Annotated in this window: 18 protein-coding genes; 10 read left to right on the plus strand and 8 right to left on the minus strand. The window is 68.6% G+C overall.

What is annotated here, in order from left to right; genetic code table 11:
• Positions 1–77: 77 nt before the first annotated feature.
• Positions 78–527: an SHOCT domain-containing protein gene (locus tag H305_RS45035; protein WP_037763050.1), complete on the plus strand. Its 450-nt coding sequence runs from the start codon at positions 78–80 to the stop codon at positions 525–527.
• A 75-nt stretch (positions 528–602) separates the two neighbouring features.
• On the opposite strand, the gene H305_RS0108745 is transcribed toward H305_RS45035, so the two are convergent.
• Positions 603–1724, minus strand: coding sequence for a CapA family protein (locus H305_RS0108745; protein ID WP_028800059.1), 1122 nt, complete (start codon positions 1722–1724; stop codon positions 603–605).
• Positions 1725–1994: 270 nt separating this feature from the next.
• Here H305_RS0108745 and H305_RS0108750 point away from each other — a divergent pair, with 270 nt between their 5' ends.
• Positions 1995–2423, plus strand: a complete 429-nt coding sequence (locus H305_RS0108750) for a hypothetical protein (RefSeq protein WP_037763052.1) — start codon at positions 1995–1997, stop codon at positions 2421–2423.
• A 521-nt stretch (positions 2424–2944) separates the two neighbouring features.
• Here the strand turns inward: H305_RS0108750 and H305_RS0108755 are convergent.
• From H305_RS0108755 to H305_RS0108770, 4 genes are all read right to left on the minus strand, one after another.
• The gene (locus H305_RS0108755; RefSeq protein WP_028800061.1) at positions 2945–3919 is read right to left on the minus strand and encodes an aldo/keto reductase; all 975 of its coding nucleotides are present in this window, start codon (positions 3917–3919) and stop codon (positions 2945–2947) included.
• Positions 3920–4464: 545 nt separating this feature from the next.
• On the minus strand, positions 4465–5181 hold the full coding sequence (locus tag H305_RS0108760; RefSeq protein ID WP_028800062.1) for a hypothetical protein: 717 nt from the start codon (positions 5179–5181) through the stop codon (positions 4465–4467).
• Between the two features lie 75 nt (positions 5182–5256).
• Entirely contained in the window at positions 5257–6246 is a 990-nt protein-coding gene (locus tag H305_RS0108765) for a nitrilase-related carbon-nitrogen hydrolase (protein WP_028800063.1), read from the minus strand.
• A gap of 258 nt (positions 6247–6504) precedes the next feature.
• A complete protein-coding gene (locus H305_RS0108770) occupies positions 6505–6978 on the minus strand; it encodes a VOC family protein (RefSeq protein WP_028800064.1) in 474 nt (157 codons plus the stop codon).
• A 598-nt stretch (positions 6979–7576) separates the two neighbouring features.
• Here H305_RS0108770 and H305_RS53310 point away from each other — a divergent pair.
• Positions 7577–7819 (plus strand): hypothetical protein, encoded by a 243-nt coding sequence (locus H305_RS53310; protein WP_158690496.1) that lies wholly within the window; start codon positions 7577–7579, stop codon positions 7817–7819.
• Between the two features lie 229 nt (positions 7820–8048).
• On the opposite strand, the gene H305_RS0108780 is transcribed toward H305_RS53310, so the two are convergent.
• The gene (locus H305_RS0108780; RefSeq protein ID WP_028800066.1) at positions 8049–8543 is read right to left on the minus strand and encodes a DUF1877 family protein; all 495 of its coding nucleotides are present in this window, start codon (positions 8541–8543) and stop codon (positions 8049–8051) included.
• Between the two features lie 526 nt (positions 8544–9069).
• Between H305_RS0108780 and H305_RS0108785 the strand changes: the two genes are divergently transcribed.
• The 6 genes from H305_RS0108785 (at position 9070) to H305_RS0108810 (ending at position 14405) form a co-directional block, all read left to right on the plus strand.
• Positions 9070–9702 carry an RNA polymerase sigma factor gene (locus tag H305_RS0108785; protein ID WP_028800067.1) on the plus strand — a complete coding sequence of 211 codons (633 nt, stop codon included), beginning with the start codon at positions 9070–9072 and terminating at the stop codon, positions 9700–9702.
• A gap of 97 nt (positions 9703–9799) precedes the next feature.
• Positions 9800–10567, plus strand: a complete 768-nt coding sequence (locus tag H305_RS45040) for a hypothetical protein (RefSeq protein ID WP_051370457.1) — start codon at positions 9800–9802, stop codon at positions 10565–10567.
• Between the two features lie 170 nt (positions 10568–10737).
• Positions 10738–11211 (plus strand): hypothetical protein, encoded by a 474-nt coding sequence (locus tag H305_RS49295; protein WP_028800068.1) that lies wholly within the window; start codon positions 10738–10740, stop codon positions 11209–11211.
• Between the two features lie 271 nt (positions 11212–11482).
• Positions 11483–12046, plus strand: a complete 564-nt coding sequence (locus H305_RS0108800; protein ID WP_028800069.1) for an RNA polymerase sigma factor — start codon at positions 11483–11485, stop codon at positions 12044–12046.
• Positions 12043–12984 (plus strand): CU044_5270 family protein, encoded by a 942-nt coding sequence (locus tag H305_RS0108805; RefSeq protein ID WP_028800070.1) that lies wholly within the window; start codon positions 12043–12045, stop codon positions 12982–12984. Before H305_RS0108800 ends, H305_RS0108805 begins: the two co-directional genes overlap by 4 nt.
• 194 nt (positions 12985–13178) lie before the next feature.
• The gene (locus H305_RS0108810; protein ID WP_078628939.1) at positions 13179–14405 is read left to right on the plus strand and encodes a CapA family protein; all 1227 of its coding nucleotides are present in this window, start codon (positions 13179–13181) and stop codon (positions 14403–14405) included.
• A gap of 333 nt (positions 14406–14738) precedes the next feature.
• On the opposite strand, the gene H305_RS53315 is transcribed toward H305_RS0108810, so the two are convergent.
• Together H305_RS53315 and H305_RS0108825 are read right to left on the minus strand one after the other, a co-directional pair.
• Positions 14739–15218: a DUF5959 family protein gene (locus tag H305_RS53315; protein WP_158690497.1), complete on the minus strand. Its 480-nt coding sequence runs from the start codon at positions 15216–15218 to the stop codon at positions 14739–14741.
• A gap of 80 nt (positions 15219–15298) precedes the next feature.
• Positions 15299–15838: a hypothetical protein gene (locus tag H305_RS0108825; protein ID WP_234020664.1), complete on the minus strand. Its 540-nt coding sequence runs from the start codon at positions 15836–15838 to the stop codon at positions 15299–15301.
• A 428-nt stretch (positions 15839–16266) separates the two neighbouring features.
• Here H305_RS0108825 and H305_RS45050 point away from each other — a divergent pair, with 428 nt between their 5' ends.
• Positions 16267–24903 carry a DNRLRE domain-containing protein gene (locus H305_RS45050; protein WP_420708037.1) on the plus strand — a complete coding sequence of 2879 codons (8637 nt, stop codon included), beginning with the start codon at positions 16267–16269 and terminating at the stop codon, positions 24901–24903.
• Positions 24904–24992 lie beyond the last annotated feature (89 nt).

Consider the following 24992-nt stretch of genomic DNA (forward strand, 5'->3'; position numbering starts at 1 on the left):
ACGCTGTCGTCGGGTGCAGCGTGGGCTCAGAACGCCATCCGGGTGAAGCCCGGGCGGGAGAAGAAGGGACCACGCAGATGTACCTGGCGAACGACTATCCGCTGCTGAGCGCCTTCTGGACCATGCTCTGGTTCTTCCTGTGGGTCATGTGGTTCTTCCTGCTCTTCAAGGTCGTCTTCGACATCTTTCGTGACGACGCCCTGAGCGGATGGGGCAAGGCCGGCTGGCTCGTGTTCGTGATCGTGCTGCCGTTCCTCGGCGTCTTCGTCTACCTCATCGCCCGAGGCAAGGACATGGGGCGCCGTGACGTCGAACACGCCAGAGCGCAGAAGCAGATGTTCGACTCCTACGTCCGTGAGACAGCGGGCGGCGGGACCAGCAGCGCCGACGAACTCGCCAAGCTCGCCGAGATGCGCACCCGCGGCGACATCACCCAGGAAGAGTTCCAACAGGCCAAGGCGCTGGTCCTGAGCGGCGGCAGCCCCACAGGGGATGCCGCCCGGGTCAGCACTCCCGGCCCTCGTTGATCAGCAGACGAAACCGATCGGGGCCGCGGCCGGCCTGGTTCTCCGCCCGCCGCGGCCACCGGTCCGTCCGTCGGTTCAGGCCGGTTCCGTGGCGTTGTGGGTGACGGCGAGGGAGCCGTCGGGTTCCTCGGTGACGCGTACGCCACCGCTGATCCGGTCGAGCGTGGCACACAGCCAGGCGCGATCCGCGCCGGACGGGAGCTCGAGACGCATACGGCGGGCCTGCAGGGGCAGCAGGCGCACACCGGCCAGGCGTCCGGTGTCGGCGGCCACCGTGACGAGGTAGCCGATCCGCAGGTCGTCGCGGTACTCCTCGTAGCCGTCGATGCCCTCGTAGTCGTCCACGAAGTCACCACAGCCGTACAGGATCAGCCGGTCCCGGTACACCTCGATAGGGCGGGGGTGGTGCGAGGAATGGCCGTGGACGACGTCGACGCCGCCGTCCACCAGGGCACGGGCGAAGCGCACCTGATCCCCGGGAACGCGGTATCCCCAGTTCGAGCCCCAGTGCACGGACACGACCACGATGTCGCCCGCGCGCTTCGCGGACCGCACCTGCCGAACCAGACCGGCGGCCGCGGCCGCAGACAGCTCCGGCAGATGAGCCACACCGGAACGGTCCGGGGCCGCGGCCCAGTCGGACGGGACACCGCTGGAGCAGGCCCCGCGGGCGAACACCAGCACCCGGCCGCCGCCCCTCACCGGTACCGCCACGGGCGCGTACGCCTCCCCGTCGGTCCGCCCCGCCCCGGCCGCGCGCAGTCCCGCGAGGGCCAACGCGGCCAGCGTCTCCTCCAGCCCCTCGCGGCCGAAGTCCAGCACATGGTTGTTGGAGAGGACGCACACGTCGGGGCGGGCCACCGCGAGGGCGGGCAGGTTCGCCGGGTGCATCCGGTAGTGGATCGCCTTGCCGGGGGCGAAGGTGTCGCTGCGCGTGACGGACGTTTCCAGATTCACGATCCGGACCGCCGGAGCGCTCTCGTCCAGGAGGCGGAGTGCCTCGCCCCAGGGCCAGGAAGGCGGAACGGGGGCTGGAATCGGACCGTGCACCGACTCCGCCATCCGCACATAGGAACGCGCGTCCCCTACGTATCCCTCGCGCAACTGCGGATCGCTCGGATGCGTGAGGATCTGATCGACGCCGCGCCCGAGCATGACGTCGCCGCACAGAAACAGCGTCACGGTCCCGCCGCCCATGTGTCCACGCTAGACCTCGACCGACGCCATCCAAAAGGTCCCCGTGTCTCCACGGGTGGGGCGAGAGGCGTGGGGGCCGGGTCCCTGAAGATTGTCCCGCTCTTGGAGCGCCCGGGGCAGCTCAGCCACGACACCCGGAGCCCCGCGGCCGCCGCCCGGACGGGATCCGGCAGCCCCGGTGGCCCGTCCGGGCGGCGGACCGCCCCCGGACGGTAGAGTTACCCACGGTGCAGGATTGCGATCATGAAGTCACCATGAACCACTCATTGCATGATCAGACACGCGATGCACACGCTCTGCGCCGCCACCCTCGTGGCCGCCCCCCTCGTCCTGACCGCGACGCCCGCGCAAGCGCTGACCTCATGTACGGTCAACGGCCGTCCCGTGTCGGGTACGACCGTCAGTGGTACTGCCGGCTCCGACTACATCAGCTGCGGTGCCCTTGCCGCGGGCGACAGGGTCGACGGCTTGGGCGGGAGCGACTCGATCGTCATCAGCGGCCTCGTCGCCGGTACCGTCGACGGCGGCACCGGCAGCGACTTCATCACGGCCGACGCCGGTACCACGGGGAGCGGCGGGATCCTCGGCGGCGCCGACGGCGACTTCATCTCCGTCGGCCCGAACGCCGGCACCGTGGATGGCGGCCTCGGAGTGGACTTCTGCCGAGTGGCCTCCGGCAACCCCCCTGTCAACTGCTGAGAAGCAATGCGTTCGTCGGGCCGGCCGACCACGACGCTCTCGGCCGCCGGCCGACGCGCCCCGCCAGGCGGCGGCCACCCGGCCCCCTGAGTACCGAGATACGACGCGGTCGCGGACGGGTAGATCGCTGCCTTCGGCCCGATCGCCGAGCAGAGCCAACAGGGCTTCCCCATGGCAGAGTCAGGCATTCCACCACTCGTCGGTGGCCGGTAGGGATGGGCACAACACGGATCGTGCAGTTGCCGCCGGAACTGACCCGCCCGGTGGCCCAGTGCAGCCCGTCGGAGTCGGCCCCGGGCTGGCACGAGGCATGCGTGCTGTCCCCGCCCGGGTGTTCGCCGGGCCCCGTCGAAGTCGCCCGCGTCCACGTGCACGGTGCCCGGTTCGTCCTGGCCGCCGCTCGGCGCGCCCAAGGTCGCCGGCGAGGCGGCTCGCCCGGCAGCGACACCGAGGGGCGCGGCGTGTCATCCGCGCCCCTCGGTCATCTCCGGTCGTCGCCAGGTGCCGCCGGAGTGAGATGGTCAGTACCGGGCGCCGACGGGAGCCGGGAGGGCGTCGAGGTCGTCGAGATCGGCCGCGGACAGCTGGACCTCCGCTGCGCCCGCGTTGTCGTCGAGGTACTTCGGTGTCTTCGTGCCGGGGATGGGCACGACGTGCGGGCCCTGCGCGGTGAGCCACGCGAGGGCGATCTGCGCAGGCGTGGCGCAGATCCGGTCGGCGACCTCACGGACCTTCGTCGTGATGCCGAGGTTGGCGCGCAGGTTGTCCTGCTGGAAGCGCGGCAGACGCCGGCGCTGGTCGTTCTTCGGCAGTTCGTCGAAGGAGGCGAAGCGTCCGACGAGGAAGCCGCGGCCCAGCGGCGAGTAGGGCAGGAGGCCGATGCCGTGCTCGATGCAGTAGGGCAGGACCTCGGCCTGCACGTCGCGCGTCCACAGGGAGAACTCGGACTGCACGGTGGCCACCGGGTGCACGGCCTGGGCCCGCTGGATCTGCTCGACGCTGACCTCGGACAGGCCCAGATGGCGGGCCTTGCCGGCCGTGACGGCCTCGGCCAGGGCGCCCCAGGTCTCCTCGACGGGGACCTCAGGGTCGACGCGATGCAGCTGGTAGAGCTCGACGTGGTCGGTCTTCAGACGGCGCAGGCTGGCGTCGATCGCCGCGCGCACGTGCTCGGGTCGTCCATTGGGCTTGACCAGCGGGGCACCGCCGGGGCCGCCGGTCGGGTCGATGCACTCCATACCGACCTTGGTGGCGATCACGGCACGGTCGCGGCGGTCGGCCAGAGCCCGGCCCAGGAGCTCCTCGTTGGTGTACGGGCCGTAGACATCTGCAGTGTCGATCAAGGTCATCCCCAGGTCGAGGGCCTGGTGGATGACGGAGACTGAGGTGGCTTCGTCGCGTGGGGTGGTCATGTCGTAGGCGAAGCTCATCCCCATGGCGCCCAGGCCGATGACGCCGACCTGCGGTCCGTGGGTGCCCAGGGTGGTCTCTCGCATGCTGTGATCTGCCTTCGTACGGGATCAGAGGGGAACAGCGACCGGCACCGTGATTCAACCGACCGGTCGACTATTCAGAACCTAGGCTGCGGGGCAGCAAGGGGCAAAGGCCAGGAGAGGCTGAGCCGGGACCGGCTTCCTCGCACCTGATAGGCCCGAACTCCCATCCCACGTCGGTGCGATACGAGGAAGCCTGCGCCCCCGGCACTCCCACCTCCCGGCGCGGGGGGCGTCCGAACGGCTCGGCCGCAAGGCCTGTCACCGGGATCGGTCAGCCGCCGCGAAGGCCCCGGTCGTCGAGTCCACCGGAGAGGACTGCTCTTCGCCGGTGGGGTGAGAACCGCTGCGGCGATCTCACGTACGCGGCCCAGGGTGATGCCCGCCCGCGGCTCGACGGCGAGGGGATGGCCGGTGGGCTCGAGCTCGACGCAAAGTGTTCGCCGACCGGTCGGGCACGGACGTTGGTCTTCAAGTCGAACGAGGTCGGCGCCAGCCGGGCAGGTCGGCGGTGGGCCGGCCGAAGTACGGCTTCTCGCCCCGTCGGCTCAGGTGAACACGACGTCGTCGATGTCGATGGTGACAAGTTCCTGTTCTCGGGACACCGTTCCGTCCTCGCCGAGCCGGTAGACGCGGCGCCGGGTGGGGACCATGATCCCGTCGAACTCCTCGTACGCGGAGGGATAGTGCGCGGCGGGACCCGCGTTGACGACTTCGGGCGTGTAGTCGTGTCTGCGCAGCAGGCCGTCCGAGTCGAAGAAGAACACCTGCCGGCGGCAATGTGTCGCGATGTGATCCGGGAACGTGACCTCCAGACGTCTCCAGATCTCCCCTTCCTCGACGACCGGAGGGAGTTCCACGCTCCTGAACCCGGGGGAGCCGAAGGTGAACGGGGATGTCAGATACGTCCACATGGCATACCCGGCGAAGTAGGCGACCTGCAGTTCGTCCCAGGCGGCGTGCGCGTCGCTCGGGAACGAGGCGCGTGGGTCGAATCGCTCGGCCTTCACCTCGCAGCCGACCGTCTCCACGGCCACTCGCCGGGCGGTGACAGAGGTCCACAGGCCAGCTGCGGTGAAGGGGTGGTGGCTGGCGTATTGCCGGTGCAGGCTGAGCCGCACGGCCCCCTGACTCAAGGTCCCTTCCTGCCCCTTCAACCGCCACAGCGAACCGCCGAGGCGGAAGTGCACCGTGGCCGAGCTGAATCGGTTGTAGCGGTCCAGACCGCCGTGCGCCTCGATGACCGTCGTGACGAGATCATCCATGGCATTACTCTCCTTGATCTTCGGCCGGGGTGGGGGCACTGAAGCGGTCCGCCCGCGCGTGCCGGCGGGACCGCGCTACTGGGCCTCGGCCTCGCCGGCCTCCGCTGCCGCGCGGACGACGCGCCCCGGAACCTGGGTGCCGCGCTCGTGCACGTGAGGCGCTGAGGTGCGGTCGATGTGGAGGCTGAGCAGTTCAGGACGGCTGTAGTGGCCGCGCGAGTCCATCAGGCGCTTGCGCAGGTCGATCTGGGCGAGGTCCAGGTCGGCGACGACCTCGCCCTCGCCGGACGTGAGCGGCTCGCCGACGATGCGGCCCTGGGGGTCGACGATGGCGGTGAAGAAGCCACCGGAGATCGCGGCGACGGGCCCACCGGTGTCCGCCGCGATCTGCTCCTGCTGGTCGGCGTCGAGCCAGGCGGTGGCATTGACCACGAAGCACGCCGACTCCAGTGCGTGCTGGCGGATGCTGACCTCCATCTGTTCGGCGAACAGCTGGCCGCCGAAAGCGCCGGGATACATCGAGGCGTGGATCTGCTCGCCGTCGGCGATCAGGGCGTAACGCGCCAGCGGCAGGTAGTGCTCCCAGCACGCGAGCTGCCCGATGCGGCCGACGGCGCTGTCCACCGCCTGCAGGCCCGTTCCGTCGCCCCGGCCCCAGACCATCTGCTCGTGATAGGTCGGCGTGATCTTGCGGCGACGCTGGATCAGCGTGCCGTCCGCGTCGAACAGCAACTGAGTGTTGTAGAGGGTGCCGCCATCGCGCTCGTTGACACCGATCGAGACGACCATCCGCGCCGCCCGGGCGGCCTCGGCGATCGCGTCGGTGTCGGCGGACGGTACGGTCACCGCCTCCTCCATCAGGCGCAGGTGCTCTGTGGCCGCCATGTAGGGCGGCTGCACGAAGGAGAAGTAGGGGTAGTAGGGGACGACGGTCTCGGGGAAGACCGCGAACTGGACACCCTGCTCGCCCAGATCGCGGATCTTCTGCACGACCTTCCCGATGGTGCCGGCGCGGCTGTAGAGGACGGGGCTGATCTGTACTGCGGCGGCTCGAACGACGGTCATGAGTGAATTCCTTCCGGACAGGGGTGTGGTGCGTAGTCGCGCGGCGGCGCCTTTGTCGGCTTCTGCCGGCGGGTGCACATGGAGGGGAGTCGGCGAGGCGGTACGAGGCATGGGGCGGCCGGGGAGTACCGGCGTGCCTCCGCTGCGTGGAGTCGCGGTCGGAGCGCGCCGGTCGCCGGATCGATGGGCCCTGCCGATGTACGAGTCGGACCCCGCGGGGCCCGCGGGTGAGCCGCGGGCCCGTCGGCGTGGGTGTCGTCAGCGGCCGGGGAACCGCTGGGTGATCTCCTGGAGGACCCAGCCGTTGCCGTCGGGGTCGCTGAAGGTGGCGTAGGAGCCGTAGCTGGCACGCTCGGGGTGCGGGCCTGCGAGCCGCTCCTGGCCCGGGTTGTCGTGGACGACTTCTCCGCCGTCGTGTCCGTGGAAGAAGACGCCCTTGTCGTCGTGGAACACCTCGCTCACCGCTATGCCCCGGCCGACGAGCTCGGCGCGGGCCTCTTCGATGTCCGTGACGACGAGGTAGAGGCCCTGGGCCGAACCCGGCGCGGCGGTGGTGAGGCCCTTGCCGAAGATGATCGAGGCCTCGGAACCGGGCGGCGTCAGGTGGACGACCCGGAAGTCCTCGGTGACGTCCTTGGCCAGGTCGAGCCTGAAACCCGCCTTCTCGTAGAAGGCCCTGGCGCGGTCGACGTCCGAGACGGGCAGGACGAAGAGCTCGAGTTTCATGTTCATTTCGTTGATTGCCTTCATCGTTCGGGTCCCGTGAGTGGTGCGGGACCTGTGGGGGGAGAGGTCTGCGGATGCGAGCCGACGGTCCGTGCGCACCGAATCACGGACGGTGAGACTCCTGGAGGCGTCGGCGGGGTGCACCCGCGGGTGTCGCCGAGAGGGCTCAAGTCGATCCGCGAACCCTCATCGATAGATAGGAGCATATGCTCCTAATGGGGATGATGCAAGGCCCTCCGTTTCCCGTCGCTGCAGGTGGGTGGCCTGTGTCATGAGGATTATGGCACGTTACGAGCAATTACTCCCATTGTGTGGTCGGGCTCTCAGGCCGACCGCTGCCGGGGCGGTCTCAGCTCGGTCGACACAATGTGGAAAGGGCTCCGGCCGTGCCTCTCTTTGATGAGCCGCGCGACCCCCCGCTTCAACTCCACGCCACCGCCGCCTCCATGACCGGCGCTCTCTCCCCGCGGTGCTGCCGAGCATCGTGCTGATCAGGCTGTTCGCGCTGCCGCCCGTTCGTCCGGCGGAGGCGGGCGAGCATCGCGTGTGCCTGGGGCGCGCCCTTCCCCGGGTACTCGCGGCTTCGTCGTGGAGCGTCCCGTCCTTGCCGCTCACTCGCATCCAGGGCAAGGACCTCTCCCGGTCCGCCGGCGCCGAACTGCTCGTCCGGTTGAGCGCGCGTACCGTGCGCCTGGGCACGGAGGTCGCTGACGAGCGAGGGTTCGACCTGGCAGCGGACGACTTCGAACTCGGACGCCGCGTTCCCCTCCAGCCGGACCTGAACAAGGACGTGTGGCGCTGGGACGGCTGGGTGGACTTCGAGCGGCTCCTGGACACGCCTCCCTGACAGAGGCCGATGCCGAAGGCGCGGCCGTGCAGCGGCCGCAGCCCCGGCGAGCATCAGGGACCGCCCGCGAGTCGGCCGACTGCGCGCTGCAGGAGCGCGTGGACGGCCTCGGCAGGGAACAGGACCCCACTGCGGCTGACTTGGCCCGGTCCTCAGGTGTGTCAGGCCGCCTCTGCCACTTCTGTCTCCGCACGCCTTGGCTTCCTGGCTCGCGCCGCATCCCGATGCTTCAGACCGGCAGACACTTCACCACTGCTTCTCCGTGCTCGGCGGTCTGTGTGTAGAACGCCGTCAGCTCCTGGTGGGCCACCTCGAAAGCGTTCCGTGTCTCGGGCTCGGCGCTCACCCCGCCGTAGCGCGGCAGCAGTTCGTCACGGGCACTGCCCCACAGCGCGTCGAAGTCGGACACCGTCAGATATCTGGCCACCCGGTCCGCCTGGGCGGCCGTCAGCACCAGGAACGGCTGCTTGCGCCGACCGGGGTGGAACACCGGACGGCCGCCGAGCACCACCTGGGACCGGGGCCCGTCCTTCGCGGGATGCGGGGGAGCGGCGGCGTAGAGGAGCTCCTGATCCAGGTAGCGCTGGTCCAGGACCTCCTCACGGCGCCGGCCGACGCGGTGCAGGACTGCCTCCCAGTCGTCATTGAACAGCCGTTCCAGCCAGCTCACGCTGTTGCGCAGTGCAGGAGGCGGCACCGCTCGAAGATGGAAGTAGGTACTCATCGCACAAGGAGCGCACGCGAGCCCGGAAGCGTCACTCCGTCCTCCCCCGGCCTGTTCCGGGACAGCCGACCGCGTTGAGCGCGGGGCGGGGATCATGCGCCGGTCATCGGCGTCTCGCACCGGCAGGGACGGATCGGCCGTGCCCGATGCGGTGCGCATGGGTGAGGCGGCCGGACCTCGGACCGAGGGGGGAGTGGTCCGGCCGCCTCGGGCTCCCTCCTCGTCGTGCTCTCGGGGGAGTCAAGAGCAGTGAGGAGGGAGGCGTGGGCAGTGCCATGTCGCCGGGGCGGCGTATGCCCCGGCAGTGGGGTGCGGCCCCGGCACCCTCACAGCGCACGGTTGGCGCGAAACGTCACCCGGTGGAGGCGGAGCCGGTCGAAGACCCGATCCGCGAGCCGATGGAGCACCCGGTACGTGGTGACACTTCCGTGGCGACGTGCGCTGGTCACCGTGAGGCCGTCGTCGCGCTCGTGGCGCGTCGGGCGGCCGGCGTTTCGCCAGGAATCCGGTACGAACGAGGACAGTCTTGGGCCAGGCACGACAATCCCGCCGCGCAGAGGCGCAGGACGGGGAATTGGGCGCGGCGGTGGCGCGGGCTCAGGACGGGGACGAGACGGCGTTCGCGATCGCCTACCGGATCGTGCAACCCGGGCTGCTCGGCTATCTGCGCGGATTCGTCGGCGACGACGCGGAGGACGTGGCGTCCGACGCCTGGCTGGAGATCGCACGCGACCTGGGACGGTTCGCGGGCGACGGGGCCGGCTTCCGTGGCTGGACTGCGACCATCGCCCGGCATCGTGCCCTGGATCATCTGCGCCGGCTCAAGGTGCGGCCCCGGTCAGGGGTGATCGAAGCGAATGTACTGGACCTGCCCGGCCCGCACTCCACTCATGACCAGGCCTTGGAGTCGCTGTCCACCGCGCGCGCACTGGAGTTGGTCCGCGAACTGCCGCAGGACCAGGCCGAGGCCGTACTGCTGCGTGTCGTCGTCGGCCTGGACGGTCCCGCGGCCGCGCGTGTACTGGGCAAACGTCCCGGCGCGGTACGCACGGCTGCGTACCGGGGCCTGAAACGCCTCGCTCAACGGCTCGGACTCGAAGGTGCGGCGGATGAAGGTGTGACGGATGTGGCCTCCCGAACGCTGGGGGAGTCGAAATGAACGAATGCGGCTATGGCAGTCGTACAGACAGTCGAACAGGCTCGGAGAGTCGGACGGACCGACCGGGCAGAACAGATCGGACAGGACGGAAGCGGAGATGGGTGAACGGCTGGCGGGCGAGGGCCGTCGATGGGTGCACCCTGTCGGCTCCGTGACCGGACCCGAGGGTGAACGGGTCGGTCACGGACTGGAGACGGCACTGGCCACGGCCCTGCGCGGCGCCGTTGACCACGACGCCGAGCAGCGGGCTGTGAGCGCCTACCGAGCCGCCCGGGAAGCGGGCGCCCACGCGGCGCGTACGCGGCGCCGGGACAACTGGAGCGCCGGCGAGGAGCCGCGTGCCGGACGCCCCGTCAGGACGACGCTCGCCGTGCTTTTCGCCAGCCTCAGCCTGGGCGGGGTCGCGGTCGCGGCCATCGGCTCGGTCGGCTCACCTTCGCAGGGGACCGGCGACGACCACGCCGGCAAGTCCCCCACCGGCGCATCGTCCGTGCCGGACAAGAAGACCTCCGATCCCTCCGGACAGGCGGACAGGCCGGACACCGCGCAGGACACCGAGGCCCGCTGTCGCGCCTACCAGCAGGTCGTCGGCCGTGGCCATGCGTTGAACTCGACGGCCTGGCAGCGGCTCGTCACGGCCGCGGGCGGCGCGGACAAGGTCGCCGCATACTGCGCCGAGCAGCTGGCCCGTGCGGAGGCGTCGAAGGCACCGGCCACCACGGGCAGGACCAACGAGGGCGCGACAAGCTCTGGAAGGGGCAGCGCGGGCAACACCGGGAACTCCGCCGGCGAACCGGCCGGTGCCGGGAAGAACAGCGGAAACGGCAATGCGAACGACGGCACGGGCAGCAGCACGCACAAATAGCCCTGTGCCCCTCGGCCGCCACTGGTCGGTGAGCCGGTGCGGGCCGAGCCCGCGTGCCGGGTGTGGTCGGGCATGAGGTGATTCCGTCAGGGGCTACACGCCAAGAAGAGCGCTGTCCTGATTTTTCTGCAGGAACCACACATCAGCAATCCCGGTGTCATTGTCCATGGATGACAGGGACAACGCTGGCTCCGCTCATCGGGGTCGTACTCGGCGGGCTCGTGTCGTGGTTGGCTCAATACTCGTTGGGGCGGGCGTCCGAGCGGGCCGAGGCACGGCGAAGCGTACGTGAGTGTGCCGAAGCCCGCCGGGGCGAATGCCTGACCCACCTCATTGAGTTCCTGTCGACGGTGCAGGAAGCAGAACGGGTCGCCGTCGACCACTATCAGCACCACCTGGGCGACGAACAGTGGCAAGCACGGGCACGGCAGACGGTGGACCGGATGTGGGTGGCCCAGAAGACGATCCACATGCTCTGCGCGCCCGAGGTCAATGAAGCGGCACGTCACCTCGCGTTCGCCGTTCAGAACGTGATCCGAGAGGGTCCCGATGATCCGCGGCAGCCCCAGGACGAAAAGGTCTGGGCATGTATCGGTCCGAGTCGGCGGAAGTTCCTCGACGTCGTGCGCGACGAGCTGCGTTGAGAGCAGCCGGCCTTCGCGCAGGACCACGCTGAGACTGTTCGCGGTGGTGGGTACGTGATGCAGTCCCATGCTCAGGTGATCGCGTCCCCTGGCCCTGGTCGCGACTGTATTCGCAGAGTGCCGCCTGGCCCTGGTCGCGACCGTATTCGCGGAGCTGCTGCCTCACCCGTGCGGCCGGACGTACCGTCAAGTGGCCGTTGCGAACGCTCGCGGCGCTCCTGTGCAAGTACAGGATGAGACCGCCACCCGGCGGGCTCGGACAGGAGATTCCATGGATCCGGACGAGGATCTGCTGGTTCGCGCCGTCCGCGAGCCGACAGCATTCGAACCCCTGGTCGATCGGCATTCCGCTGCCCTGCACGGCTATCTCGTGCGCCGTGCGCCGACGGCCGCGGACGACCTGCTCTCCGAGGTGTGGCTCCAGGCCTACGCCACCCGCCACACCTACGACATCGCGCGCGGGCCCGCCAGAGGCTGGCTGTTCGGCGTCGCCAGGAACGTGCTGGCCCGTCACTGGCAGGCCGTGTCCCGCGCGGCGGGCGGCCCTCAGCCGCCGTACGAGACCTCCGTGGGGGACCCGTGGCAGGCGGTCGACCAGCGCCTGGACGCCGCCGCGGCGGGGACGGAACTGCGCAGCGCGCTCGCCGGACTTCCCGACCAGGAGCGTGAGTTGCTCCTGCTCGTGGCCTGGGAACAGCTGACGCCGACCGAGGCCGCTGCCGTCATCGGCATACCCGCGGGCACCGCCCGTTCCCGTCTGCACCGGGCCCGCGCCCGACTGCGTGACGGACTCTCCGACACCACCCTCACGAACCTGACGGGGGACTTCGCATGACGCACAAGGACCAGCACACCGACATACTCGACTTCCCCGGCGCCACGGCTCTCAAGAACGCCGGCCGGGTCGACGCTCCAGACCCCACGGTGCTGACGACGGCCCACGCACTCGTCCGAAGGGCGATGGCGGAGGAAGCCGGCACCGACGTACCCGCCACCGCCACCACCTTCGTGATGCACCGCTTCGGCAGGCGTCGCCTCCTCGCCGGTGCCGCCGCGGTCGCCGTCGCCGCGGTGGGCGCGGCCGTCCTCCCGGTTGTCGGCATCGGCAGCGAGCCGCCGGCAGCCGGTGCGTCGGCGGCCGAGCTGTTCAACACCCTGGCCGAACGGGCCGCTTCGGGGAGCGAGAGCAACGCGCCGTACTGGAAGACCACCGTGAAGAGCGCTGTGGAGGGCGACAAGGTCCACACCGACGACGTCTATCTGAGCCGGACCGAACTCGTCATCAAGACGCAGAACGGTCGGACCGTCACCAAGAAGGCTCCCCCGGGGGGCACCACCTGGCGTGTCGGCAACCGACAGGTCGGCTGGGACAGCCTGGACAAGCTTCCCACCCGGCCGGACGCACTGCGCCGGGTACTGTCGGCCGGCGCCGAGGGGCCGGCCGCAGCAGAGCAGACCGTCCGGCAGTCGGGCGAACTTCTGACCGGCTCTCCCGCCTCACCACGACTGCGTGCCGCGCTGTTCCGCGTACTGGCGGGCACCCCCGGCGCGGTGGTGACCGAACACGTGAAGGACGGAGCCGGCCGGACCGGCACCGCGATCTCCTGGAAGTGGTCCGAGGGCTTTCCGCACAGCGCTCACAGTCCGAACTGGATCGTGAGGCCGTCCGACGCCCAACTCCTCGAGCTCAACTATGTGCAGGAGGGCGACGCGGGCCACATCGTGCAGCGGGACACCTACCTGTATGCCGGGCCGGCCGACACCGTTCGCTGAGCCGTCCACCAAGGGAGCCGCCGGGCAGGGCACCGGCGGCTCCCGCTCCGCCCGCTGCGCGGCCGCGGCGTTCTCGCACCGCCGGTTCCGTGAGAGGGGGAGGACGGCTTGGTGTGCGGACGGGAGTGGCGTCCGGAACACGCCGATGAGTGACCCTGCGTGACGATTGGGTGACTGCTTCGTAGCATGAGCAGATGATCATGTCCGGCGGTCAGGGGTCCCAGCAGCGGTGCGGGCGGGAGAAGGCGGTGCGCCGACACCGTCTGTTCGCTCTCGGTCTGGTCGGGACCGGTGTGGCGGTGGTCGCGGCCTGCGTGTTCCGCGGCGGCTCAGAGGGCGCCGCGTCCGTAGGTTCCGAGGGCGCTGTCTCTGTCGGCTCCAAGGCCTCAGCCTCCGTCAGCTCCGCCCCGACCGCTCTGCGGGCGACCGGGACCACGCGGTCCGGCGCACCGGCGGCACCGCGCCCGACAGGCGACGTGCGGATCGCTGCCGTGGGGGACATCGTGATGGGCACGCTGCCGGACGACCTGCCGCCGGACGGCGGCGCCTCGTTCTTCGACTCGGTCGACGACCTGCTCGCCGGTGATGTCGTGCTCGGAAACCTGGAGAGCACACTCACCACGGGCGGCACCAGCAAATGCGACGACATCGGCGGCTCGAACTGCTTCGCCTTCCACGTCCCGCCGTCCTACGCCCGTTGGATCAAGAAGGCCGGGTTCACGGTCATGAACACGGCGAACAATCACATCGACGACTTCGGGGAGGAGGGGCGCCGCCAGACGTTCGCCGCCCTGCGCTCCGTGAACCTGCCGTACACCGGCCGCCTGGGCCAGATCACCATCCAGCGGGTACACGGCATCCGGGTCGCGCTGGTCGGGTTCGCTCCCGACCGCGGGGCGAGCGACCTCACGGACATTCCCGCCGCAAAGCGGCTCATCGCCCGGGCGGCGACGATGGCGGACATCGTGGTCGTCACGATGCACGCCGGCGCGGAGGGCTCGGACCGCACCCATGTGCAGCCCGGCACCGAGTACTTCCTCGGCGAAGACCGCGGCGACAGCTACCGCTTCAGCCGTGCGGTGATCGACGCCGGCGCCGACCTCGTCGTGGGCAGCGGCCCGCACGTGATGCGGGGAATGGAGTTCTACAAGAACCGGCTGATCGCCTACAGCCTCGGCAACTTCTCCGGCTACAAGGTGCTCGGCCTCGGCGGCAACCTCTCCACCAGCGGGGTGCTGCAAGTCAGCCTCCGCGCCGACGGCACCTACGTGTCCGGGCGCCTGCGTCCGACCCGGATCGTCGAGCCCGGCACACCGGAGCCGGGCGGCGAGGCCATCGACCTCGTCTCCAGCGTGTCGGATGAGGACTTCGGCTCGAACGCCGCCCGCATCGCGGAGGACGGGACCATCCGGCACCCGTAGTCGGGCGTCGTGGTCGGTCGCCGCGCCGAGGCCGGTCCGGTCAGGGGACCGCGGCCGCGAACGCGAGCGGCCATTCGTCGATCAGCCGCAGCAGAACGGGGAGTTGAAGATGCTTCTCCACGTCTGAGGTCCATCACCGATGCTTGCCGACCGGCATGGGATTTTCGCGGCTGGGACCGGGGCGGGGTCTGAGGTGGCGGGGCCCCGGGTGCGGCCCGCGCGGCCCCGGCGGCAGGTGTGCTCTACGGGGCGGCGCGAGCGCCGGTGCTGAGGGCCTTCGACTGGGCGGTCACGAGACCGGTGGGGACCTTCCGGAGTCTGTGAGCGCGGAAGTCAATGTCCTTGCAAACCGCCACTGGGGTGCCCGAGCGGATGACGACGAAAGCCTCGGGCACTTCGAGGGGGGCCTTCTCCGCAGGCGTCTCGCAGACGCTGAAGGCGTGCCTCGTGCTCATCGATCCACTCCGGTGTCGGCTCGAGTCCCAGGGCCACCGTCAGCCTGTCGGGGTCGTGGACAGAGATGGAGAGCCAGCCGCTTTCGTGTGGGTGAAAGTACAGTTCCAGACCCCGGCTTCCTTGCGGCCAGCCGGCGTCTTCACCCGCACTGAGCCGTCTCAGCCCTTCCTCCCACTCCTCGAGGCGATCAAGCCAGATGTCGGTCTCCAGACGGGCGTTCACGAAATCCGTGGTGATCAGGCACTCGGCTCGAACCCGGGCGCTTCGGGGTTCATGAGGCTCGACAGTGCGCACTACGAGGGAGACGCCTTGTCCGTCGGACAGATGTATCAGGTCGACCGGGACCCACTCGTCCATCCCATTCCCCTTTGTCGGTCCTGCGTCCGGAGTTTCCGTGCACGATACGGGCAGGGTCCGACCCCGGCCCGCGGATCCCGTCAGGTGCCGTCCTGATCGGTCGCGGAGGCGTCCGACGGCTCCGGTGAGGGCAGTTCGCCCTGGCAGGTGGCGCGGCCGAACTTCCCGAAGGCGGTGGCGGTCTGAACGTGCTTGCCGCGCACGGCGAGTTGGCAGCTGGCCCGCCCGCCCTTCTCGCCCAGGGTGATGGTCACGAGGGGCGCCCTGCCCAGCGGCACGTCGACGGTCTTCCTCCACGGCAGTGTGACCTCGTCCGCCACCACGGCCTCGCCGGACTCGCTGCGCGCCTGGTAGGTGATGTCGGCTGTGCCTTCGCCCTCGACCTCGTAGGTCACCGCGGCGGTCGGTGCGTGATGGGTCGGCTTCTCGTCGGCGTCGAGCACGCCGTAGAGGACGAGCCCGGCGCAGGCGGCAATGAGGAGGCCGCCGACCGCAATTCCGCGGAGGTCCGTGGCGCTCCGGCTTTTGGCGGCTGCTTCCGGCGAGATTTCGTCGTCGGTCTCCGGCGAACCCGCGACTTTCGGGGTGTCGGTGCTGTTCGGCTTCTGCGTCGATGGCATGGCGCTCCCGTTTTCGGTTCGGCGCGCATTCCGGGAACGAATGCGGGCGACTGGAGAACCGGGGTTATACCTCACGGAGCGCGGCCCGATCCAACGACGGGAAAAATCCGACCAATCGGCCGCCCGGTTCGCCGACCTTGGGTTTCATCGGGCTCAGTGTCCACATTGTCGCTTCTTTTGACATGGCCCCGACCATCTGATTAGAACTCGGCTTTCCGCTAAGCCGGATGACGGCAGATCAGGAAAGGTTCGTTCGTTCATGGCCGGCCGGGAAATTGCCTCGGCTGGTGGCTCGGCGTGCCCTCGTTCGGCATGCGCGCCATGCGCGCGCGAAGTGCCGGAATGAGGGGCGCGCCGCAATAGAGAGGGCATTGGACGTGAAAGTCCGATACGGGAGAGTGATCTCCTGCCTTGTGGCGTCCGCGGTCGTGAGTACCGCACTGCCGCAATTCGCCTACGCCGCCTCGTCCTCGAAGGACTCCGGTGGCAAGGGCGTCGTCGACACGCTCGAGGACTGGTTCTCGGGTGACGACGAGGGAGGGCACGACAAGCCTCCTTCCCACGACGAACTGGACGTCGCGGACCGGCAGAAGCTGCCGAAGGGCAAGAACGCGCCCAAGGCCGAACGGGTCAAGGAACTCAAGAGCCGGCGCACCGCGGACGCGCGGTTCTGGCAGATGTCGGACGGCAGTGTCCAGGCGGAACTGTCGGCCGTGCCGACGTCCTACCGCGACGGCACCGGCAAGAAGGCCACCTGGAAGTCGATCGACACGACGGTCCGCGCCAGCGGGGCGAAGGGCTTCGAGTTCGCCAACACGTCGAACGAAGGCCGGAGCTGGTTCGGCGCCGACTCGGACCGACTCGTCCGCTTCCGGTCGCCCGACGGCCGCTCGGTCACCCTCGGACTCCAGGGCGCGGGCGGTTCGCTCAAGCCGACGGCCAAGGGCTCCACGGTCACCTACAAGGACGCCCTGAAGGGCGCGGACCTGGAGTACGGCGTCGGACCGGGCCGGGTGAAGGAGAACATCACCCTCACCGAACGCCCGGCCGGCCCGGTGAAGTTCACCTTCACCCTGGACACCGACGGTCTTGTGCCCAAGGCCCGCAAGGACGGCTCGATCGCGCTGTACGGCGAACTGCCGCACACGCCGGTCATGGTGATCCCCGCGCCCTACATGACGGACGCGAAGAAGGCGGACAGGTCCGTCTTCGGCAAGACCTACAGCACCAAGGTCACACAGAAGCTCACCCGGGACGGCAAGTCCTGGAAGCTGACCGTCACTCCGGACACCAAGTGGCTGGCGGCCAAGGGGCGGCAGTACCCCGTCGTCATCGACCCGACGATCACGATCGCGCCGTCGCCGACCGACTCCCAGGACACGATGGTCCTCTCGGACCAGGCGTCGACGAACTTCAACACCACCTGGAAGCTCTCGGCGGGCAAGACCGACACGGGCACCTCCCGCTCGCTGGTCAAGTTCCCGCTGGACGAGATCCCCTCGGGCACGAAGATCGACTCGGCCCGCCTGGAGATGTACTTCGACCAGGCGCACACCACCAACGCCAACGATGTGACCATCGGCGCGTACCGGGCGACCGGGGCGTGGAACGAGACGACGGCGAACTGGACCAACACCAGCTCGCTGGTGGGCGAACTGTCCGGCACCAGCGTCCAGGTGGACGACGGGGACGCGGGCACCACGGCTGCCGTCGGAAACTGGCCGGCCTCCACCTCGTCGCTGGCGCAGTACGGCATAGGCGCCGACTACCGGGCCAACAAGGACACGGTCGCCGGTGACACGTACACCTGGCAGCCGAAGCTGCCGGAGGCCGCCTCCTACCGCGTCGATGCGCACTACGTGGCGGCCACCGACCGTGCCACCAACGCCCCCTACACGGTGACCGGCAAGGACGGCACGGCCACCTACACGGTGAACCAGGCCTCGGGCACCAACGGTGTGTGGGCGTCCCTGAACGGCGGCTCGCAGATCAACTTCTCGGCGGGCACGGCGGGCAAGGCCGTCCTCGGTGACGGCCCCGCGTCCGCGAGCACCGCGGTGATCGCGGACGCCGTCCGCTGGGTTAACCCGGCGTCGATCGTGAAGAACGTCGGCGAGTACAACCAGTGGCACAAGTTCCCGGTGACCGACACCGTCCAGCAGTGGCTGGACGGCACCTCGGTCAACAACGGCTTCGTGCTCAAGGCGACCGACGAGTCGGCCACGGCTCCGATCGGCGGCCCGCGTTACGAGTCCGGTGACGGCGACTACGGTGGCGAGACAGCCACCATTCCCCGCCTGACGGTGACCTACGGCAAGGTCGGCACCGCCCTGAACTCGCCGACCGTCGTGCACTCCACCGGCCCCGAGCTGAGCTGGAAGGCCTACGCGAACACCACGGGCGACACGGGCCTGGACATCGTCGAGTACCAGCTGCACCGCTCCACGCAGCAGGCGTTCACACCGTCCGCCGCGACTCTGGTGGCGCCGGTCGGCAAGACGACGACCGCGTACACGGACACCACCGCGACCCCGACCCCGGACTCCTCCTCGGAGGAGATCGGCCGGTCGTACTACTACCAGATCGCGGTGAAAACCAAGAACGGCCAGCTGATCGGCTCGCCCACCCGCATCGTCGGCGTGCCGAAGGCCGGCCGCACCATGCGGCTGATCCAGGGCACGTCCGGCGTCACGGACACGACCCTGGCGTCCGGGCAGCCCACCACCAACGAGGACACCATCGCCTCCTTCGGCGTCGGCCAGAAGTGGCTGGAGGTGGGCAACAACTCCACCACGTACGGCAAGGCCCGTGCGGCGATGAAGTTCACCACGTCGAGCATTCCGACGACGGCCACCGTGCTGGAGTCGCGTCTGTTCGTGTGGGGTGCGGAGACCACCACCGACACCAACGGCGCGGTCTACGAACTGCATGGTCTGACGAAGGACTTCGGCGAGACGACCGCCACCTGGAACAACGCCGACGCGACGACCGCGTGGACGACGGCGGGCGGTGATTTCTCCGGCACCGTCTCCGACACCGTCGCGCAGGTCTCGGAGGTCGGCCGTCACTGGTGGGACGCCACGTCGCTCACCCAGGGCTGGATCAAGACGCCCACTTCCAACAAGGGCGCCCTGGTCAAGCTGAAGGACGAGTCCGCCACCGGTCCGCAGGAGCGCTCGCTGTTCCTGTCGTCGGAGGCCCCCGACCCGCAGCTCGGCCCGCTGCTGCGCGTGATCTACGTGGACTCCACGACGGAGGACACGTACTACGCGCCGCAGACCCCGGCCCGCATGACCCCCAACTCCACCTACGCGGTGGACATGACGGTCACCAACACCACGAGCGCCGCCTGGGCGGCGGGCGAGCGCGTGATGTCGTACACCTGGAAGCTCCCGGACGGCACGGACGTGACGACCGGCGGCAACCAGATGTCGACGGCGGTACCGGCGCTGTCCCCCGGCCAGTCGGCGACGATCCAGGCGCAGGTCAAGACGCCCATCAATTCCGACTCGGGCAACAAGCGCACGGACTACGTGCTGGGCTGGGACGTCAAGAAGGTCTCCGACGGCAGCTGGCTGTCCGCCGGCACCGGCGGCATCCCGTCCCTGAAGCAGAACGTGGCGGTCGAGGACCCGACGTCCAACGCGCTGGGACTGGAGAAGTTCTACTCGTACACGGGCAAGAACACGGGCGCCGGCTCGACGGCCATGAACAACCTGGCCTCCGGCAACGGCGTATGGTCGTACGACGCGTTCAGCAACCCGGGCCGCGGACTGACGACGTTCACACGGTTCGCGTACAACTCGCTGGACACCTCCGACACCGTGCTCGGCGCGGGCTGGTCCGGCCAGGCGGCCGGCCCGATCCGTCTCGGCGCGCCGCTGGACTTCCACCCCAACCCCAACCCCACGGAGATCCGACTCCCCGACGGTGACGGCACCACCCACGTCTTCACCAAGCAGGCGGACGGCAGTTGGAAGGCGCCCGCGGGTGTCCACTACCGGATCACCGCCAAGCCCGGCCTGGACTGCACCCCGGACAAGGACCCGGTGCCGGACGCGTGGACCCTGCTGCGCCCCGACGGCACGCGGTTCCTGTTCGGCTGCGACGGCTATCTGACGTCCACGGTCGACAAGAACGGCAACACGCAGACGTACACGTACGAGGAACGCAAGTCCAACAACAAGCCGACCAAGTTCCTCACGTACATCACCGACCCGGCCTCCCGTCAGTCCCTGACGGTCGACTACTACGAGAAGGGCGACGCGTCGTACGACTACATCGACGACACGGGCGCCAAGGTCAGCGACACCAACCTGACCAACTCGAAGATCTACGACCACGTGAAGTCCATGACGGACATCTCCGGCCGCAAGATCTCCTTCTTCTACACGACGAAGGGCCTGCTCGGTCAGTTCACCGACGGCGACGGCTCGTCCCAGCCGAAGGTCTTCAAGTTCACCTACGACGCCACCCAGGGCAACAAGAACGTCAAGCTCGTCAAGGCCACCGACCCGCGTGGCCACGCGACGTCGTTCGTGTACTACGAGCCGAAGACCGGTGACGACCCGAAGTACCACTGGTGGACGAAGACGATCACCGACCGTCTGAGCTCCGACACGGGCTTCGCGTACGCGGCGGACACCACGAACACGAAGTTCACCGACACGACCGTCACCGACGCGGAGTCGCATGCCACGAAGTACGTGACGGACGACTTCGGCCGGCCGGTCCAGACGACCAACGCCAAGTCCCAGACCACGAAGATGAGCTGGGACGCGGACAACAACGTCACGTACCTGGAGGAGGACAACGGGGCGAAGACCGCGTACTGCTACGACCAGAAGACGGGCTACCCGCTCTGGTCGCGCGACGCGGAGAACAACAAGTCGGGCGTCCCGCCGTCCTCGGACTGCGCCCCCGGCACCTACCCGGCCAACGCGTCCACGTTCGAGTACCAGACGCGCGCCGACGGCTTCTCGGCCGACCTGTTCCGCAAGACCTCCCCGGAGGGCCGCGCCTGGCAGTTCGGCTATGACTCGTTCGGCAACCTGAAGACGGTCACGGACCCGAAGGGTGTGGCCACGGCGGAAGCCGGGGACTACACCACGGCCCACGAGTACGACTCCTACGGGCAGCTGACCAAGACGACGGACGCCAACGGCAACGCGACCGTCAACTCCGCCTTCGGCCCGACCGGTTACCCAGCCACCATCACCGACCCGTTGCAGAAGTCGACGACATACGTCTACGACGAACGCGGCCAGGTCACCCAGGTCACCGACGCGCTCGGCAAGAAGACCACGCAGACGTACGACACGTTCGGGCGCCCGCTGGTCAACACGGTGCCGAAGGACCAGGCGGCGGGCGTGCTCATCACGACCCCGGCGCCCCAGTACGACGCCAACGACAACATCACCCAGTCGACGGCGCCCAACGGCGCGGTCTCCACGGCGGTCTACGACGACGCAGACCAGGTCACCTCGGCCACCGCGCCGAAGGACACCAGCACGTCGGACGAGCGGAAGACGAACTACACCTACGACAAGGTCGGCAACCTCAGGACGACGACGGAGCCCAAGGGCTCACTGACGACTTCGGATGCGACCGACTTCATCACGACGAACCACTACGACGAGATCGACCAGCTCACCTCCACGGTGAACGCCTCGGGCGACAAGATCTCGTACGAGTACGACAACGTCGGCAATGTCGTCACGGTCATCGACCCCAAGAAGAACGCGACGGCGGACACCACCGACTTCACCGCCAAGACCACCTACGACCTGGACCACCGGGGCACCGTCGACACGGACGCCGCGGGCAAGACGACGAAGACGTCCTACGACAAGGACTCGCTGGTCGTCTCGACGACGGACAAGGAGAACAACACCACCACCGTCACCTACGACGAGCGCGGCAAGAAGACCGAGGTCAAGGTCCCGTACGACGGCACCTCGACGATCACCTACCGGACGACCAAGTACGAGTACGACCAGGTCGGCAACACCACCAAGGCGATCAGCCCGCGGGGCACGACGACCGCAAACACGGAGGACTTCGCCACCCGCACGTCGTACGACGAGCTGAACCGGCCTAAGCGTCAGTACCAGCCCTACGACCCGAACGACGCCCGCTACAACAAGGCCGACGTCTACACCGAGACCACGTACGACGAGGTGGGACGGGTCGCCAAAACCTCCCTGCCGCCGTCGGACGGGGAGACGGTCCGTAACGACACAACGTTCCAGTACTACGACAATGGCTGGGCCAAGTCGTCCAAGGACCCCTGGGACATCACCACCTCCTACGACTACAACGAGCTCGGCAAGCAGACCAAGCGCACGCTGACCGCTGCGGGCAGCTCGGCCCAGGCGTCGGAGGGCGGCTCCTCGGACCGCACGATGACGTGGTCGTACTTCCCGGACGGCAAGCTGAAGTCGAAGTCCGACGACGGTGTGCCGGTCGGCAAGTCGGTGGTGCTGGTCGACAACTCCGACACCCAGAACACCTCGTCCACGGGCACGTGGACGAAGGGAGACCTCACCGGGCAGCAGGGCTACGACCACCGCACCCACGCGGCGGGCACGGGCACGGACGCCTTCACGTGGACGCTGAACATCCCCAAGGACGGCACGTACACCGCGTACGCGAAGTTCCCGAAGGTGACCGGCGCCGCGACGACGGCCAAGTACACCCTCACCCACGGCACGACGACCGAGTCCGCGGTGACGAAGGACCAGAACGCCGCGACCGGCACCTGGGTCAGCCTCGGCTCCTACAGCCTGAAGCAGGGCGAGGACGCCAAGCTGAAGTTGGACCAGAACAGCGGCGGCATCACCGTCGCGGACGGCGTCAAGCTGGTCCGGGACATCTCCGGTGATCCCGCCGACACCGAGAGGAAGAACTTCGCCTACGCCTACGACGTCAACGGCAACATGACGTCGATCGACGACACCTCGTCGGGCGCGAAGATCGACGCCTACACGATGGCCTACACCGGACTGAACCAGGTCCAGAAGGTCACCGAGGCGCTGGCCGGCCAGGAGAAGAAGGCCACCAGCTACACCTACGACGCCAACGGCCAGACGGACACCGTCACCCACCCCGACCAGTTCTCCAAGTACACCTACGACCTGCGCGAGCTGGTCAAGACGGTCTCGGTGGGCACGTCGGCGACGGACGCCTCGCCGAAGGTGACGTCGTACACATACACCGACCGCGCCCAGAAGCTGAAGGAGACCAAGGCCAACAGCAACACCGTCGACTACACGTACTTCCTCGACGGTTCGCTGAAGTCCACCACGGAGAAGAAGGCCGCCGGCACGCTCGTCTCCTCGCACACCTACGCCTACGACGCCAACGGCAACAAGGCGCAGGACGTCGCGAAGAAGATGAACGCCGACGACCACGCGGCGTACCTGTCGTCGACCACGGACTACACCTACGACCCCGTGAACCGGCTCGCCCAGTCGGTCAAGACCGGCAACGGAGCCGGGACGGAGACGTACGTCCACGACGACAACGCCAACGTCATCTCCCAGACCGTCAAGAACACCACCACGGCGTTCGACTACGACCGCAACCGGCTGCTCAAGGCGACCAGCGGCGGCGCCACGGCGAACTACAACTACGACCCGTACGGCCGCCAGGAATCCGTCACCTCGGCGGGCAAGGTCATCGAGCGGAGCGTGTACGACGGCTTCGACCACGTGGTGGAGTCCCAGAAGGCGGACGACACCGGCGCGCTGAAGTCGACCACGTACGCCTTCGACCCGCTGGACCGCACCGCCTCGAAGACCGAGGACGGCAAGACCACCGACTTCGAGTACCTCGGGCTGTCCGACGAGGTTCTGGACGAGAAGGTCTCCGGCACGCTGGCCAAGTCGTACCAGTACAGCCCCTGGGGTGAGCGACTGTCGCAGGTCACGCACAAGACCGACGGCACGACCGAGGACGGTTACTACGGCTACAACAGCCACTCCGATGTCGAGACGCTCACCGACAAGAACGGTGACTCCAAGGCGACGTACGGCTACACCGCCTACGGCGCCGACGACAAGACCGAGTTCACCGGCATCGACAAGCCCGATGCCGCCGACCCGACGAAGGAGGCGTACAACCCCTACCGCTACAACGCCAAGCGGTGGGACTCCCGGTCCGGCACGTACGACATGGGCTTCCGTGACTACAACCCGGGGCTGAACCGCTTCACCACCCGGGACATGTACAACGGCGCCCTCGCCGACATGAAGCTCGGGGCCGACCCGTACACCAGCAACCGGTACGCGTTCACCGGCGGCAACCCCACCAGCTTCATCGAGCTGGACGGTCACCGTCCCGCCGATCCGGACCCGTCGTTCAACCTGGGCAACTACCTGCGCGAGGAATTCAGCCTGGCGCATGACTCGGCGATCGAAATGGCCAGCGCCTGGCTGTGGTTCAACCACTCGGTGCTCGGCGGCATGCCGTCCAAGCACATCCAGGTGCAGAAGGGCGGCCTCAACCCGCTCAACAAGATCGAGCGACCCAGCGGCGGCGAAGGCAAGGCCGACCTCGTTCTCTGGACCGACACGAGCGTCTTCGTGTGGGACGTGAAGAACGGCGGCGGCAAGGCGGAGAAGGACGGTGTCGGGGAGGTTGCCGACTACGTCAAGGACCTCCAGGCGCAGTTGAAGAAGAAGGGCGACAACCGCACCGTCAAGGTGGGCTTCGACCTGCCTTACACGCTCACCGCACCCGCGCTGTACAAACCCGGCACCTTGTTGTCGGTGAAGTCCTCCACGCGGTTCCCCGGCAAGGGTGTCATCACCTACACCCAGAAGAAGATGCCCAAGCCGGAGCCGGAGCCGGAGCCCGAGACCGTCCCGGAGCCGGAGGGCGATCCGGCCTGGAAGACGGGTCTGAAGTGGGTGGCCGGAGGTGCTGCCCTGGTGGGAGCCGCGGGCGTCACCGTCGGCACCATCAGTGAAGACGTCGTCACCGGCGGAGTTGGCGTCGCCGACGATGTGCCCACCCTCGGACTCGCGGGCGGCATGGCGAGATGGGGGCTGAGCATGTTCTGATCCTGCTCGGCCTGAAGGGGTGTGCCGCCACCGGTTCCACGGGGCCGGCGGCGGCACACCCCTCCCCGAAGGCCACTGCTAGTTTGTTG

Origin of the sequence: Streptomyces sp. 142MFCol3.1, assembly GCF_000424945.1 — a bacterium.
Lineage (GTDB): Bacteria > Actinomycetota > Actinomycetes > Streptomycetales > Streptomycetaceae > Streptomyces > Streptomyces siamensis.